The 15,557-nt window shown below is 60.7% G+C and carries 16 protein-coding genes; 14 read left to right on the forward strand and 2 right to left on the reverse strand.

Features of this window, described 5'->3' with window-relative positions:
* Positions 1 to 11 precede the first annotated feature (11 nt).
* The 4 genes from AC1DTQ_RS12995 (at position 12) to AC1DTQ_RS13010 (ending at position 4,383) form a co-directional block, all read left to right on the forward strand.
* Positions 12 to 410, forward strand: coding sequence for a hypothetical protein (locus AC1DTQ_RS12995; RefSeq protein WP_477850118.1), 399 nt, complete (start codon positions 12 to 14; stop codon positions 408 to 410).
* Between the two features lie 126 nt (positions 411 to 536).
* Positions 537 to 1,529, forward strand: a complete 993-nt coding sequence (locus AC1DTQ_RS13000) for a cyanophycinase (protein ID WP_477850120.1) — start codon at positions 537 to 539, stop codon at positions 1,527 to 1,529.
* A gap of 135 nt (positions 1,530 to 1,664) precedes the next feature.
* Entirely contained in the window at positions 1,665 to 2,324 is a 660-nt protein-coding gene (locus AC1DTQ_RS13005; RefSeq protein ID WP_477850122.1) for a hypothetical protein, read from the forward strand.
* A gap of 196 nt (positions 2,325 to 2,520) precedes the next feature.
* Positions 2,521 to 4,383 (forward strand): glycoside hydrolase family 13 protein, encoded by a 1,863-nt coding sequence (locus tag AC1DTQ_RS13010; protein ID WP_477850123.1) that lies wholly within the window; start codon positions 2,521 to 2,523, stop codon positions 4,381 to 4,383.
* 52 nt (positions 4,384 to 4,435) lie between these two features.
* Here AC1DTQ_RS13010 and AC1DTQ_RS13015 read toward each other — a convergent pair whose 3' ends face one another.
* The gene (locus AC1DTQ_RS13015) at positions 4,436 to 4,624 is read right to left on the reverse strand and encodes a hypothetical protein (RefSeq protein ID WP_477850124.1); all 189 of its coding nucleotides are present in this window, start codon (positions 4,622 to 4,624) and stop codon (positions 4,436 to 4,438) included.
* 396 nt (positions 4,625 to 5,020) lie between these two features.
* Here AC1DTQ_RS13015 and AC1DTQ_RS13020 point away from each other — a divergent pair, with 396 nt between their 5' ends.
* Positions 5,021 to 5,302, forward strand: coding sequence for a hypothetical protein (locus AC1DTQ_RS13020; protein WP_477850125.1), 282 nt, complete (start codon positions 5,021 to 5,023; stop codon positions 5,300 to 5,302).
* 60 nt (positions 5,303 to 5,362) lie between these two features.
* On the opposite strand, the gene AC1DTQ_RS13025 is transcribed toward AC1DTQ_RS13020, so the two are convergent.
* The gene (locus AC1DTQ_RS13025; RefSeq protein WP_477850126.1) at positions 5,363 to 5,920 is read right to left on the reverse strand and encodes a flavin reductase family protein; all 558 of its coding nucleotides are present in this window, start codon (positions 5,918 to 5,920) and stop codon (positions 5,363 to 5,365) included.
* A gap of 741 nt (positions 5,921 to 6,661) precedes the next feature.
* Here AC1DTQ_RS13025 and AC1DTQ_RS13030 point away from each other — a divergent pair.
* The 9 genes from AC1DTQ_RS13030 (at position 6,662) to AC1DTQ_RS13070 (ending at position 15,533) form a co-directional block, all read left to right on the forward strand.
* A complete protein-coding gene (locus AC1DTQ_RS13030; protein WP_477850610.1) occupies positions 6,662 to 7,078 on the forward strand; it encodes a TcpQ domain-containing protein in 417 nt (138 codons plus the stop codon).
* A gap of 57 nt (positions 7,079 to 7,135) precedes the next feature.
* Positions 7,136 to 8,104: a VirB8 family type IV secretion system protein gene (locus AC1DTQ_RS13035; RefSeq protein WP_477850128.1), complete on the forward strand. Its 969-nt coding sequence runs from the start codon at positions 7,136 to 7,138 to the stop codon at positions 8,102 to 8,104.
* Positions 8,101 to 8,862, forward strand: coding sequence for a TrbG/VirB9 family P-type conjugative transfer protein (locus AC1DTQ_RS13040; protein ID WP_477850129.1), 762 nt, complete (start codon positions 8,101 to 8,103; stop codon positions 8,860 to 8,862). Before AC1DTQ_RS13035 ends, AC1DTQ_RS13040 begins: the two co-directional genes overlap by 4 nt.
* Positions 8,859 to 10,085 carry a TrbI/VirB10 family protein gene (locus AC1DTQ_RS13045; RefSeq protein WP_477850131.1) on the forward strand — a complete coding sequence of 409 codons (1,227 nt, stop codon included), beginning with the start codon at positions 8,859 to 8,861 and terminating at the stop codon, positions 10,083 to 10,085. Before AC1DTQ_RS13040 ends, AC1DTQ_RS13045 begins: the two co-directional genes overlap by 4 nt.
* Positions 10,086 to 10,099: 14 nt before the next feature.
* Complete coding sequence (virB11, locus tag AC1DTQ_RS13050) at positions 10,100 to 11,137, forward strand: P-type DNA transfer ATPase VirB11 (RefSeq protein ID WP_477850133.1); 1,038 nt, start codon at positions 10,100 to 10,102, stop codon at positions 11,135 to 11,137.
* A 303-nt stretch (positions 11,138 to 11,440) separates the two neighbouring features.
* Complete coding sequence (locus AC1DTQ_RS13055) at positions 11,441 to 12,211, forward strand: lytic transglycosylase domain-containing protein (protein ID WP_477850611.1); 771 nt, start codon at positions 11,441 to 11,443, stop codon at positions 12,209 to 12,211.
* A gap of 82 nt (positions 12,212 to 12,293) precedes the next feature.
* The gene (locus AC1DTQ_RS13060) at positions 12,294 to 12,701 is read left to right on the forward strand and encodes a TrbC/VirB2 family protein (RefSeq protein WP_477850134.1); all 408 of its coding nucleotides are present in this window, start codon (positions 12,294 to 12,296) and stop codon (positions 12,699 to 12,701) included.
* On the forward strand, positions 12,694 to 13,002 hold the full coding sequence (locus tag AC1DTQ_RS13065; protein WP_477850135.1) for a VirB3 family type IV secretion system protein: 309 nt from the start codon (positions 12,694 to 12,696) through the stop codon (positions 13,000 to 13,002). The genes AC1DTQ_RS13060 and AC1DTQ_RS13065 overlap by 8 nt, the downstream gene beginning before the upstream one ends.
* A 62-nt stretch (positions 13,003 to 13,064) precedes the next feature.
* Positions 13,065 to 15,533, forward strand: a complete 2,469-nt coding sequence (locus AC1DTQ_RS13070; RefSeq protein ID WP_477850137.1) for a VirB4 family type IV secretion/conjugal transfer ATPase — start codon at positions 13,065 to 13,067, stop codon at positions 15,531 to 15,533.
* Positions 15,534 to 15,557: the final 24 nt, after the last annotated feature.

The following is a 15,557-nucleotide window of genomic DNA, read 5'->3' on the forward strand; positions in this document are numbered from 1 at the left end:
TGAAGACTGGTATGGCAGCCGTGCTCCTCGCCATCGTATTTCTGCTCGTCGCGTGTTCGCCTGCCGATGATCCTGCAGCGTCGGCCACCGCACCCGCACGAGTGGCGACGGCCGCACCGCGCAGTCCGGCGCAGGCGACGGCGCGGATGCAGGAATGCCGGGCGAAACTCGAAGCCGGCATTCCGCTGGGATTGGTGATCAATGCCTCGGTGGATAATGGCCGCCCGATCCTCTGGGTCGGGCCCGCTTGGCAAAAGAGCACGCGGGAGGCCAAAGAATCGCTTGCGCGCGATGCCGCCTGCTTCTTCCTGTCCGGCGACGAATCGAAGACCATAAAGTTCTCGATCTACGAGCAAACCACGGACAGGGAAGTCGCGGTATGGAATCTCTCTCGTTTGATCGAGTGGTGATTGCATTGTTCGCGACGATTCGTACGAAATAGAACGACGCGGTGGAGCTACCCCGCAGTGCAGCTTGTGTGGCCACGGGGCCCTATGCACACTCCCACACGGATTGCTCCGACTACGAGGTGTTCCATGCTGCGTTGCCTGCTGGTGCTCTTGTCTGCTTTCGTTCTGGCCACTCCGGCGCTGGCCGCAAAAGCGCCGCCTTATACCTACTTGCGCGTCGGCAATGTCGCCGATGTAGCGCCGGCCACCACTCCCGGCGTGGTGCTGATGGGCGGAGGCACCGATGTCGACCAGGCTTTCCAATGGCTGTGCGGCCTGGGCGGCAACGGCGATTTCCTGGTGATCCGCGCCACAGGCACCGATGCTTACAATCCTTACGTGCGCGATTTGTGTCCCAACACGAACTCGGTGGCCACGTTGATCATTCCCAGCGCCACGGCCGCCAATCTGCCGGCGGTGGCGGCGATCATCGCTCAGGCCGAAGTGGTGTGGATCGCCGGCGGCGACCAGTCCAATTACATCAATTTCTGGAAGAACACGCCGGTGCAGTCCACGCTCAATGCGCGCATCGCCCAGGGCGTGCCGGTGGGTGGAACCAGCGCCGGATTGAACGTGTTGACCCAGTTCGTCTACACGGCGCAGGCCAGCCAGGGCGTGACCAGCAGTCAGGCCGTGGCCGATCCGTTCAACCGCTATATGAGTTTCGACCGCGACTTCGCCAGCGTGCCGGTACTGCAAGGCGTGATCGGAGATCCGCACTTCGCCGCGCGCGACCGCATGGGCCGCGACATCGCCTTCCTGTGCCGGGTGGCCGCCTACGGCTGGAGCGCTGCGCCGCGCGGCATCGCGGTGGACGAAATGACCGCACTGCTGGTGGCCAATGGCGGCTACGCCAGTGTGGTTGGCTCCGGGAAGGTCTATTTCCTGCAGGCACCGGGATTGCCGCAGGTCTGCGCCGCCAAGAAACCGTTGACCTACCGCAATATCGGCGTCGCGCGCATTACCGCCGGCGATGGTTTCGATCTCACTAACTGGATGCCTGCCGGCGGGACCACTTATACGGTGTCCGTTGAAGCCGGTGTGCTCGTCTCCTCTCAGGCGGGTGGCTCTCCTTATTGAGAGAAAGAGCGATTACAGCCTCGGGAGCGCTCGCTTAACCGCGTCCCCGGGACGGTAAGGGGATAACGAGTTCGTAAGGTTTGATTCACCCGACGACGCCGACACTTGCTCCACGTTTCACAAGGAGGGCGAATGATGAAGACATTGAAGAAGATCGGCCTGGCCGCCGCGTTGGCGATGGGACTGGGTATGGGTGTAGCGGCTTCGGCGCAGACGGTGGGTTACAACATCCGCACCGGCGACGTATGGGTGGATACCCGCTTGGGTGAGATCAACGACTACGGCCGGCGCTACCGCGATCCGTTCGTGGGCGAGATGACCGGTTATTACGGTGCGCCGCGCAGCCTGATCGTCGAGTTGCTGGATCGCCGTCGCTGGGCGCCGGCCGACGTTTATTACGCCTGCGCACTGGCTCATTCGCTGGGCATTCCGTGCGTGAACGTGGTGCGCGAGTACGACCGTAATCCCGGTCTGGGCTGGGGCAATGTGGCCAAGCACTATGGCATCAAGCCGGGCTCTCCGGCCTTTCATGCCTTGAAGCGCGGCACGGTGTCTACTTACGGGCGATGGGGTTATCCGGTCGTCATCGATCGTCCCGTGCACGTCGACTGGTCCAAGCACGGTCCTGGCAAGTCGCAGGGCAAGGGCAACGCCCCGCGTTCTGCCGCCGATAGTGGGCATGGAAAGTCTGGTCACGAAAGCGGCGACCATGGCGGCAAAGGGAAGGACAAGGGCCAAGGCGGCGGCAAAGAAAAAGGCAACGGCAAGGAAAAAGGCAACGGCAAGGGCAAGTAATTCGCCCAGCGCGATTGCAGTAAGAAAGACGGCGGCCGCAAGGCTGCCGTCCTTGTTTGGGAGGCGTCGGAAGCCAAGCGCCGCGCCGCTGCTGCGTCGCAGTACATACGAATTCATTTCCCGCAAGCGGTTCCGGCTTGTAGCCTCGCTGCACATCGCGAATGCATCCGCCATTCGACGACCTTCGGAATCTTGTATGAAAACAGCGCGCATGAAAGCGGTGATCGCCTTCTGTTTCGGCTTGATGCTCAGCGCGTCCGCGTCCGCGCGCGACTTCGCCATCGATCATCTGGAACCCGCCAGCTGGTGGGTGGGCATGAAGCACTCCCGCGTCGAGTTGATGGTGCACGGTAACGCGATCGGACCGTTGCAGCCCCGGCTCTCGCAACCCGGCGTGAGCGTGGTCGACGTGCAGCGGGTGGCGAATCCCAATTATCTGTTCGTCACGCTTGAGATATCGGGCAGCGCCAGTCCCGGCACGTTCGACATCGAGTTCGTCGACGGCGACCGCATGGCGGCGCGCCATCCATTCCGCCTGGACGCGCGCGAAGCCGGTTCGGCGGCGCGCAAGGGATTCGATGCTTCCGATGCCATCTACCTGATCACGCCGGACCGCTTCGCCAATGGCGATCCCAGCAACGATAGTGTCGCCGCCATGCGGGAGCCGGCCGATCGCGCTTCGCCCAATGGACGTCACGGCGGAGACATCGCGGGCATCTCCGAACATCTCGACTACATCGCCGGCATGGGTTTCACTCAGCTCTGGCCCACGCCGCTGCTGGAAAACGACCAGCCGAAGTTTTCCTACCACGGCTACGCCATCACCGATCTGTATCGCGTCGATCGGCGCTTCGGCAGCAATGAGGATTACCGCGCGCTTTCCCGCAGCGCGCGCGCCAAGGGTATCGGCCTGATCATGGACGTGGTGCTGAACCACATCGGCTCCAGCCACTGGTGGATGCGCGACCTGCCCACGCCGGACTGGATCAACCACGGCGGCAAGTTCGCACCCACCAATCATCGCCGCACCACGGTGCAGGATCCGCACGCGGCGCCGCAGGATCGGGCGGACTTCGTGGAAGGCTGGTTCTCGCCAGGCATGCCCGACCTCAACCAGCGCAATCCACACCTGGCCACTTATCTGATCCAGAACAGCCTGTGGTGGATCGAGTACGCCGGCCTATCCGGTATCCGCGAGGACACCTTCGGTTACGCCGATACCGAATTCCTCAGCGCGTGGGGCAAGGCGGTGCTCGACGAATATCCGGACTTCAGCATGGTCGGCGAGGAATGGAGTGCCAGTCCCGCTACGGTCGCGCATTGGCAACGCGGCAAGGTCAATCCGGACGGCCACGTTCCGCACATGCCGAGCATGATGGATTTCCCCGTTCACACCGCACTGCGCGATGCGTTAAAGGAGCCGGAAGGCTGGGATACGGGGTGGACCCGCCTATACGAGGCGTTGGCGAACGATTACTTGTATCCGGATGCGGATCGCTTGGTCGTCTTCGCCGAAAACCACGACACCACACGCATGCTCGCCAACGTGAAGGGCGACGTCGCGCTGTTCAAGATCGCGATGGCCTACCTGACCACGGTGCGCGGCACGCCGCAGTTCTTCTACGGCTCAGAGGTGCTGATGGAAGGGCCGCGCGAACGCGAAGACGGCACCATCCGTGCCGACATGCCCGGTGGCTGGGCGGGCGATGCGAAGAACGCTTTTACCGGCGCCGGTCTGTCGGCGGCTGAACGCGACGCACAGGATTACCTGCGGCGACTGCTCGACTGGCGCAGGAACACGCCGGTCGTGCAGCACGGCAAGCTGCAGCACTTCGCGCCGATCGACGGCGTGTACGTCTACTTCCGCTACGACGGCCAAGACACCGTCATGGTGGCCTTGAACCGAAATGCCAAACCCACGCCGATTGCGTTGGAACGGTTCGGCAGGTTCATCAAAACCGGCAGCAAGGGCCGCGATGCGGTGAGCGGCAAGGCGGTTGCGTTGGGGGCCACGCTGGAGTTGGCGGGCAACGCGGCGACGATCATCAGCATCGAATAGGCAACGCCCGCAGCTGCGGGCGTTGCGCCTGTTCTGAAAAGCCGACGTTCTGCTAGGGCCCAGGCTGGGCAGGATCGGCGGGCGGTGGGCCATTGGGATCCACGCCGGGATCGTGCGAGGGTGGGAATACCGGGTCGCTGGGCTGCCAGGGCGGCGTATCGCGCGCGGGATTCGGTGCTTCGCCGGGCCGCGGGGCAGGGGGCTGGAAAGGTCCGCCGGGATTGGGATTGTGCTGATTCAAGTCGTTCTCCTCCATTGCCTGCGGCAACGAGTGCCGCATCGGCAACATGCGCGAGCGGACGCTTGCCTCACGTGAAGAAAGTGTCTCAGGTGAAGAAATGCGGGTACGGTTTCGCCAGGGCGCAACGCCGTGCGGCTTTGTCGTTGCCGCACGCGCACCTGATTCGGTTGTCGATTCGCCTTCTTCGGTGCGCTAACTCCTAGGCGCTCCTGCCTTATGCGCCAGCTGTCGGATCCCGGATCCTGCGCCCCAGCAGGCTTTGCTCGCCCCAGCCGCCGGATTCCGGCACCAAATTTACCCGTTTCGTCGCGCCATCCCGCGTCCCGTCGCCGCCGCCGCCAAGACCGGCAAAGCGGCGACTATTCTCGCCGGCACTCCACACAGGCCGGGTGCACCATGAGCAATACCGTCTTCCTGTTTTCCCTGCGCAAACTGCTCGCCTGGTTGTTCGCGTTCCTATCGGCCCTGCTTCCTCAGCATCTGATGGCCCAGTTGTCGGAGGCGAACGTTTCCCAGACAGTCCACGCGACGCCGTCGAAGCTATACGCACAGACCGCTACGCCACCACGCAACTTGGACCGCGTCGTTCTCCCGCATTCGAACGCAAGCAAGGCGGCCGATGCGTCGGCACCCGAGCCGAAAGACGCGGCTGAGCACGCCTCGCAGGCGAGGCAATGAATGGGTTGGCAGCCAGGAAGGGCGGTGCGCAGCAGAATCGCGCAGTACATATGAAGCGCCTCACAGATTGCCGGGTTTGAACCGGCTGCGCCGCGATATATCCGGCCCCGACACCATGAATTTCCCCTCTCCGCGATAGTGCACGGTCTGCGGAATCTTCGGTGCGATTGCGACGTGTGCCTTCACTATCTCCCAAATAAAGAGCCCGTGTTTGCCCACCTGGCTGCCGTCGTAAAGTCGGCACTCGAAGTTGGAATGGCATTCCGCTAGCAGGGGCGCTTCCACCTTGCCGCCGCGCTGTGCGGTGAGCCCGAACTTCTCGAACTTGTCGATATCCGCGCCACTGCAGTTGCCTATACCCACCACGGTATCCACCAGATCCAGCGTGGGCAAATTGATCACGCACTGTTTGCTGCGCCTGATCAACTCGAAGCTGTGGTTCTCTTCCCAGAGGTAGCAGGCGAACAGCGAAGGATCGAACCCCATCATCATGTGCCAGCCCATGGTCATGATATTGCGCTCGTCCTTCCATGCCGAGCTCACCAGCACGATGGGGCCTGGTTCCAGGAAGCGGCGCACCTGGTCCGTGGGAAAGTCCCGTTTGTGGAATTTATTCATGCGCAGCGTACCGTCCGGAGTGGGGACAGTCTCACGCTAGCGGCGTGTGCGTGAAAATCGCGGCACGGATTCTTTCAGTTACGCATCGCATTGTTTCATCGGCGTTACATAGGATGACCTGCGGGAGCGCATTGTGGCCAAGGATCATAAAAACGCCGGTAAAGGCAGCTGATCGAAAAGACCATGCTACCGATAGTCACCTACCCATTACGACGCAATAATCGCCTTATCGTTTGCCCACCCGCGCGAACGAAACAACGCGATTCGCGATTTGCAAAATGTGACATTCAACTTGCGCGCGGTCACAGTGCTTGACTATGCCGGTTGTATCGAGCTAATTTTCGACTAGATTGCATATCCGCCTGTTTAGGCGAGATCGCCATCCACGCGCGCCCTTGAGCGTTGCCGGATCGGACGCAATTCACGGGGAAAGTGTTTCATGGAGCGTTTCTGCCAGGGAGGTGGGGTACTAATGTCGCGAAATTCCTCTGCGGTCACTGCCGATGCGGGTCAGGGATATGACGGCCGGCAAGTCGGATCCGTTCGCGCGATTCCTACTTTTGCAATTCGCTTCGCGGTACGCACCGCCGTCACTGGCCGTGCTGGACCGCGCCTTTCGCTTGCCTCTTATTCCCATCGCCATGCCGGCCGCCCGGCGGCATCGGCGCGTCAGTCGATCCTTTCAATCTCATCCGTTGGTGAAGTGTGAAACATAAAACTCTGGCTGGCTGCTACTGGTGCGTGTTGATCCTATCGGTTGTCGCGTTGTCCGGATGCGCCACGCGCCCGGCTCCGGATTTTGGTGGCCGCTGGAAAGCGGTGAATCGCTACGCGGCGACGGCCGAAGAGATTCCCCTGTACCAGTCCTACGTGTTCCATGCCTCGCCCATGGATGGCACGCTCAAGACCATGCTCACGCGCTGGGCGAACGATTCGAAGATGACCTTGTCCTATCTGCACCCTTCGGATTTCACGCTGTACGGGCCAGTGGCGCAGATCCAGACCAACGATCTGCAGCAGGCCGTTTCGCAGTTGACCTCTGCTTACGCGGGGCAACGGGTATCGGTCACGGCCAGCAACAACCAGATCGTTGTCCGCGTGGCCGAGGCCGGTGGGGACACGCCCGCGGCGGTGGATACGCCGGCGACCGCTCCCTGAGCACGGTCGGAATATCTCCAGGTCAGCACCCCCTAGCGGCTTCAAGGAATTAAGTTGATGTTCGGGAAGAGAGTTTCATCGCCGCAGATCGATAACGCGGTTTCCAAGGCGGTCAATTTCGAGATCACCCTGGCCGATATGGCCAGGCGCAGCGAGCGCAGGGCATGGTTCGTCGCCTCCGGCGCCATCGTGTTGTCGCTTATCTTGGCGGCAGGCTATTTCTACATGTTGCCGCTGAAGGAAAAAGTCCCTTATCTGGTAATGGCCGACGCCTACACCGGCACCAGTTCGGTCGCCAGGCTCGATGAGGACCTCGGCGATCGCAGCATCACCAGCAGCGAAGCGATCAACCGCAGCAACGTGGCCCATTTCGTTCTGGCCAGGGAATCCTACGACCTCGCACTGATCAACCTGCGCGACTGGACCACCGTCTACAGCATGTCCTCTCCAGACGTCGCTGCGGGTTACACCAGCCTGCACAACGTGAAGAATCCCAGCGGTCCGCGAAATATCTACGGCAAGAGCAAAGCGATCCGGGTCAATATCCTGAGCATTTCGTTGATACCCGGCTCGGGCAAGATCAAATACAAGGGGGCCACCGTGCGGTTCCAGCGCAGCCTATTCGACAAGGCCTCTGGCGCCTCTGCGCCGCTCGATAGCAAGATCGCCACCATCGAGTTCACCTACAAATCGAACCTCAAGATGGACGAGAAGTACCGCCACGAGAATCCACTCGGCTTCCAGGTCACCAACTACCGCGTCGACAGCGACTACGACGCCACTCCGCCAATGGAAACAGCGGTTCCGTCGGCGCCGGTCATGCAGCAAGCGCCCCCGAATGCCCTGCCGGCCGCGCCGCCTGGAACGCTGCCGGAGAACGCGGGTTATCCCCCGGCCGCCTATCCGGCCGGCACCTATCCTCCCGCCGCGCCGCCGGCTGCCGCACCCGCTGCCACCGCGCAACCGGGCAGCGTACCGCCGCCACCTTTACCCACGGATAACTCCAATGGAGCCAGCAACCGATGAAACGCACGAGTAGCCAGTGCCTGGCAGCGACTTTGTTCCTGGCCTTGCTCTGTCTTGCGCTGCCGGCCAGCGCGCAGGTGGTGCAGGAATACGAATACCAGTCCGACCGCATCTACGAGGTGCGTACCGGTCTCGGCATCACCACCCAGATCGAGCTGAGCCCGAACGAGAAGATCCTGGATTTCAGCACCGGCTTCAGCGCAGGTTGGGACCTGACCAGGCGCGAGAACGTGTTCTATCTCAAACCGAAGAACGTGGACGTGGACACCAATATGGTGGTCCGCACCGCCACCCATTCCTATATCTTCGAATTGAAAGTGGTGGCCACCGACTGGACCGCGCTCAGCCAAGCCAAGCAGGCCGGCGTGCAGTACAAGATCACCTTCGCCTATCCGAACGATACCCAGTTCGTCGCCGAAGTCGAAAGCGGACCCCAGCTCAATACGCAGTTGGACAAGAATCGGCGCTACAACTTCAACTACGACTACTCCACGCGTAGAGCCAAGAAACAAGGCTGGCTGATACCCACCAACGTGTATGACGACGGTCAGTTCACCTACGTGAAGTTGAGCGATCTGAAAGCGTTTCCGACCGGCAATTTCCCCGCCATCTTCGGTCGCGAACGCGAAGGCAGCGAAGATTTCGTGGTCAACACCACGGTTGAGGGCAACACCTTGATCGTGCACGGCACCTACCCCTATTTGGTCATCCGGCACGGCAAGAACGCCGTCGGTCTGCGCAGGAACAAAACACAATGAGCCAGAACATGCCGCCCAACCCGCCCGGCAGATCCGATGAAGAGGGCGAATCCAACGCTTCCTATAATCGCGATCACGATCGCGATGCGGATGCGCGCGATCAAACCAGCAACCCCTATTACGCCAGTCAGCAAGGTGCGCCGCCGCCGGACCTGGATGCCAACGCACCACAATTGAAATCCAACGAGCTGCAGCGGCTCAACCGCAAGGCGTTGCTGTTTCTGGCAGGCATAGTCGCGTTGCTGGTCGTGGCGGCATTCTGGATGATCAAGAGCGCCAGCTCCGGTGACGACAAAGTCGCAAAGCCGGTGCGCGAAGAAAAGGTGGTGATCCCGGAGTTGCCCGGCAGTACCGGCGCCCCTGCGGAACCAGAACCGATAGAAGTAGAGCAATACGCCGCCGCGCCGGCGCTGCCGCCTTTGCCTTCGGAGCAGCCCGATCCGTCTGAATATGGAGATGGGAACGTTCCCGCGGCGCCGCGCGCGCCCACCCTGATGGAGCGCCGCATGAGCGCGGGTGCCGACAGCGCCAACGTGGATGCGCCAGGCAATGCTTACGGGCAGCCCATGGTTCCCGGAGCGCAACCCGTTGCGCCGCCTGAGAACGAGCCTTCCAGCGCGCAGTTCATCTATAGGCCAGACGCCCTGCTGGTGCGCGGTACCTATATCCGGTGCGTACTCGAGACCCGCATCATCACCGATATCCCCGGATTCACGTCCTGTGTGGTGACCGAGCCGATCTATTCCATCAACGGCCGCAGCCTGCTCCTGCCCAAGGGCTCCAAGATGTCCGGCAGATACAACAACGCCGGTGCGACGGGGCCGCGGGTGGCGGTGATCTGGGACCGCATCACCACGCCCAACGGCATCGATGTCAGCATGGCTAGTCCTGGTGTGGACAACCTGGGCGGCGCAGGCCACCCGGGCGACTACAACGCGCACTGGGGTAGCCGCATCGCCTCGGCGCTGCTGATCAGCCTGATCAGCGACGCCTTCAGCTACGCGGCTGCCGAGAATGGTCCGCGCACCACCACCATCACCAACGGCACCGTGCTCGATACGCCGTTCGAGAGCACCACCGCGAGGACCATGGAGCGTCTGGCCAACCAGGCGCTGGACAAGAGCATCAACCGTCCGCCCACCGTCACCATCAATCAGGGCACAGTGGTCAATGTCTATGTCTCCAAAGATGTGGATTTCACCAACGTGCTGGCCCGCAACTGACCCGGGCCAGCTCCATGGATACGGACGAGTCCCCAGTCGCGCGCGTCTCCAATGAATTCCTGGAGTATCAATACTCGGTGCTCGGAATTCTGGAGTACATGAGTTCGCCCGACGTCACCGAGATCTGCATAAACAAGCCCGGCGAAATTTATCTGGAAAGCCGACAAGGCTGGCAGCGCGTCGAAGTGCCGGCGTTGAACTTCGAGCGCGCGCGCCAGTTCTGCACCGCGGTCGTCAACGAAAGCAACACCGGGCAGCGCATCACCGATACCGACCCGGTGGTGTCGCTGACCTTTCCCACCGGGCAGCGTGCGCAGTTCGTGATTCCGCCGGCCTGCGACGCAGGCAAGGTGTCCATCACCATTCGCCTGCCGTCCAAGCACACCAAGACCCTGCAGCAATACCAAGAGGACGGGTTCTTCGACCAAATCCTCGAACAAGGCCATGTCCTGAGCGATCACGATCGCGAGTTGCTGGAACTCAAGTATTCGCGCAACTACGCCGAGTTCTTCAAGAAGGCCGTGCAGTACAAGAAGAACATCGTGGTTTCGGGCGCCACCGGCAGCGGCAAGACCACGTTCATGAAATCGCTGGTCAACCACATTCCCGAAGACGAGCGCCTGGTCACCATCGAGGACGCCCGGGAACTGTTCATCAGCCAGCCCAACGCCGTGCACCTGCTTTATTCGAAGGGCGGGCAGAGCGCCAGCAACGTCACCGCCAAGAGCTGCATGGAGGCGTGCCTGCGTATGAAGCCGGACCGCATCATCCTGGCCGAGCTGCGCGGCGATGAATCCTTTTATTTCATCCGCAACTGCGCCTCAGGCCATCCCGGTTCCATCACCAGCTGCCATGCCGGCAGCACCACTCAGACCTGGGACCAGCTGGCGCTGATGGTCAAGGCCTCTGCGGAAGGCGCGGGATTGGAATTCGCCATCATCAAGCGCTTGCTGATGATGACCATCGACATCCTGGTGCACATCAAGGCCCATGCGGGCCAGCGCAGCATCACAGGCATAGATTTCAATCCAGAGAGGACGTTCGCCGAGTAATCAGGAATAACGCTATCGGATGGCTTTGCGCACAGTCACGTGGTTACTTGTGCTGGCATTTCTTCGAAGAGGCGACGAATGCTACCAATAGCGGACGTGAGAATCGTGAAGTCTGTCAGATATGTAACATTTTCCCCGCAGAATTTTGCGGATACAGCAAGTTGACAACGCTATGCCGCTCATGAAATATGGGTGCAGGGATATTCGGTGGTGAATTCGGAGAGCCGTGGGATTTCACGGTTTATCGGATGATCGTCGAAGAGTGGTAAGCGTGTAATGGAGGAGTACGCTGTGTTACCTGGCATGGAGCTAATGAGTTGCACCGATCTGGCGGTTCCGCCGGACGTCATGCATCACGTCGTGCGCGTAGAGTCGTCGCACAATCCTTATGCCATCGGCGTGGTCGGTGGGCATCTGGTGCGGCAGCCGAAGAATCTTCCGGAAGCGCTCGCCACGGTCCGCATGCTGGAGAGCCGCGGCTTCAATTTCTCGCTGGGCGTAGCCCAAGTGAATCGCTATAACCTCGGCAAGTACGGCCTGAACTCCTATGAGAAGGCCTTCGAGGTCTGCCCCAACCTGCAAGCGGGTTCGCGCATCCTGGCCGAATGCTACGGCCGCTCGGGCGGCGACTGGGGAAAATCGTTCAGTTGCTACTACTCCGGTAATTTCGTTACCGGTTATCGCCATGGCTACGTGCAGAAGATCTACGCTTCGATGCGCCAGACCGCTCCAGGATCCGCTAGCGCTCCGCGAGGCCTGGCCATACCCGTCGTGAGCCGGCCTTCCCGTCGGACCGTCGAGGTAAGCCGTTATCCGGTCTATGCGGCTCCGCCGCAGGGCGCCGTATCTCAGGCCCAGTCGGCGGCCCCCTCCAGGATTTCGGCTCAGCCCGCAGTGGCGCAGGATGCACCACGCACCACGCCGGCGCGTACTTCGGAACTCGTACAGGAAGCCCCGGTTGTCCTGCAGAGCACTGCCGCTGCTTCACCGTCGATGACGAACCCGCCAGTGATAATTCCGACACCAGCATCCGCAATGCCCTTGCCGCCAACCGACGAGGCGTTTGTTTTCTAGCCCGTCATCCCCCCGCGGCAGCTCACCCTTATCCGCAGCCGCTTGTTTTACCGTTTTGCACTTAACCAAGGAGATCTGAAAAATGAAACCAGCCATCCATAACGAATCTCATGCTCATGCCAAGAAGCTGATGTCTTCCTTGCTCATGGCGGTCGTATTCGTCGGCATACTGGCAGCCCCTGGCGTCGTATTGGCGCAGGATAATGGCTCTGCCTTCGGCGACGCAGAAGACAAAGTAAAAGGGTTCTTCTCAGGACTCAATTCCCTGCTCAACATCGCTTCCATCGCGGTGGTCACCATTGCGGTGATTTTCGCCGGTTATCAGATCGCTTTTGCACATAAGAGAATTTCCGATGTGGCGCCAGTACTCATCGGCGGTTTCCTGATTGGCGCAGCGGCGCAGCTCGCCAAGATGTTGCTGGGCGATGATGCAGATATCAGCACCGGAACCACGATGCTGTTGAACAGTCTGCCGACGTTCTATGCATAAAAACGTGCTGTTCAGGGGTTGCACACGCCCGGCCATGTTTCTGGGCGTACCTTACCTGCCGTTTTTCCTGGCGGCCGGCGTGTGCATCCTGCTGACCTTCTACATCAACATGTACTGCCTGCTCCTGCTGCCGCCGGTGATCATGGTCATGCGGCAGATGGCCAGGCGCGACGAAATGATCTTTCGTCTGCTGGGCTTGCGCCTGCAGTTCAAGTTGAAGGCAAGGAACCTGAAACACCATTCGGGTATGTGGGTGTTCTCGCCTAATAGTTACCGTACCAAACCCGCACAGCGTCCTTAGGCGGGCGCGCCCGTTTTCCCCGATTGTCCCCGGCTCCACGATTCCCTGGATTACAACGAAGTATGTTCACCCCCGACACCTCCATCAGCGAATTCATCCCGCTTTCCACCCACGTCTCGCCCTCGGTGCTCAAAACCACCGGCGGCGATTATTTGCTGGTGTGGCACCTGGGCGGGCTGCCGTTCGTGGGGCGCGACGAGTGGGAAATCGAGCACCGCCACAATACGTTCAACCGCATGCTGCAAACGCTGCGTGCTCCGGACTTCGCCAATCTGGCGTTCTGGGTACACGACATACGCCGCAAGCGTCGCATCAAAACCCACAGCAAGTTCGGTCAGGCCTTCAATCAGGACATGTCCGACGCCTACTTCGAGTCGCTGTCCTCGCAGAAGATCATGCAGAACGAGCTGTACCTGACCATGATCTATCGCCCGGTCGTGACCGGCAAAAGATTGGTGGAGAAGTCCGCCAACATCGCTCAGTTGCAGTCCGAGCAGGACCAGGCCATCGCCAAGATCCAGGAGCTAGCGGGCAACCTGGAAGCGGTGCTGAAGGATTACGCGCCCTATCGGCTGGGCATGTACGAAGCCAGCAACGGCGTGGTGTTCTCCGAAGCGCTGGAATTCTTCGGCTACCTGCTCAACCGCATCGACGAACCGGTGCCGGTGCTCAGCGCGCCGGTGAACAGCTACTTGCCAGTCAGCCGGCACATGTTCTCGGACAAGACCGGCGACTTCATCATCAATACGCCCAACGGCGTGAACCACTTCGGCGCTATTCTCAACATCAAGGAATACACCGATGGCACCTATCCCGGCATTCTCAACGGATTGAAGTACCTGGATTTCGAATACGTGGTGACCCACTCGTTCAGCCCCATCGGCCGGCAGGACGCGCTCAAGGTGCTGGATCGCACCAAGGGCCGGATGATTTCCTCCGGCGACAAGGCGGTCAGCCAGATCGTCGAGCTGGACCAGGCCATGGACCAGTTGGCGTCCGGAAACTTCGTGCTTGGCGAATACCACTTCACTCTGGCGCTATATGCCGAATCGCAGGAGAAGTTGTCGCAGAACTCCGCTACTGCTCGCGCCGAACTGTCCAACGCCGGCTTTGTCTCCACCAAGGAAGATCTGGCCGTGGCGTCCTCGTTTTATTCGCAGCTCCCGGGAAACTGGAAGAACCGTACGCGCCTGGCCAATGTCAGCTCGCTCAACTTCCTGGGCCTGTCCCCGCTGCACAATTTCGCTTCCGGCAAGAAAGAGAATAATCCGTGGGGCGAGTGCGTCACCACCCTGCAGACCACCAATGGTCAGCCCTACCACTTCAATTTCCACGCCACCCATCCGGCGGAGAATTCGCTGGGCGAGAAGGCCATCGCCAACACCATGGTCATCGGCAAGTCGGGTACCGGCAAGACCGCGCTGATCAACTTCCTGCTCAGCCAGGTGCAGAAGCTGGACCCGTCGCCGACCATCTTCTTCTTCGATAAAGACCGCGGCGCCGAGATCTTCGTGCGCGCCTGCGGTGGCAATTACCTGGCTCTGGAGAATGGCCGGCCCACCGGTTTCAACCCTTTCCATTGCGAGCGCAACGAGGCCAACCTCCAGTTCCTGGCCGATCTGATGAAGGTGCTTGCGGGCAAGGCCGGCTATACGTCGCGCGAGGAAGAGGACATCTTCCGCGCGGTCGAGAACATGCTCGACACGCCCATGCATCTGCGCAATATGACCAACTTCCAGAAGAGTCTGCCCAATATGGGCGACGACGGTCTGTTCGCGCGCATGCGCAGGTGGACCGCCGGCAATTCGCACGGTTGGGTGTTCGACAACCCGGTGGACACCATCGATCTGCAGAAAGCCAACATCATCGGTTTCGACTACACCGACATCATCGACAACCCCGAAGTGCGCGTGCCGGTGATCAATTACCTGCTACACCGTCTGGAGGCGCTGATCGACGGCCGCCGCCTGATCTACGTCATGGACGAATTCTGGAAGATCCTCGACGGCAAGGGCGGTCTGAAGGAATTCGCCAAGAACAAGCAGAAGACCATCCGTAAGCAGAACGGCCTGGGCATTTTCGCCACGCAGAGCCCGGAAGACGCGCTGGCCAGCGATATCGCCGCCGCGTTGATCGAGCAAACCGCAACCATGATCTTGCTGCCTAACCCCAACGCGAGCCGCGACGATTACATCGACGGTCTGAAGCTGACCGAAGCCGAGTACCAGGTGGTGGTCAGTCTGGATGAGCGCTCGCGCTGCTTCCTGGTCAAGCAGGGCCATGCGTCCAGCGTCTGCCAGCTCAATCTACGCGGCATGGATGACGCTCTGGCGGTCATCTCCGCTTCCACCGACAACATCGAAATCATGCATCAGGTGCTGGAGCAGCAGGCTGAAGTAACCGGCGTCCCAGCTAACGAGCTCCGCCCCGAGCAATGGCTGTCCGAGTTCTATGAGCAGCGCAAGGGTTCGGGCAAGGGAAAGAGCAAAGAAACGGTTAGAAGCAGTGGTGAACGCTATGCCCGCGCCTGATGCTGACAGATACCCGATGAATCG

Source organism: Pseudoxanthomonas sp. P4_B2 (assembly GCF_056402315.1).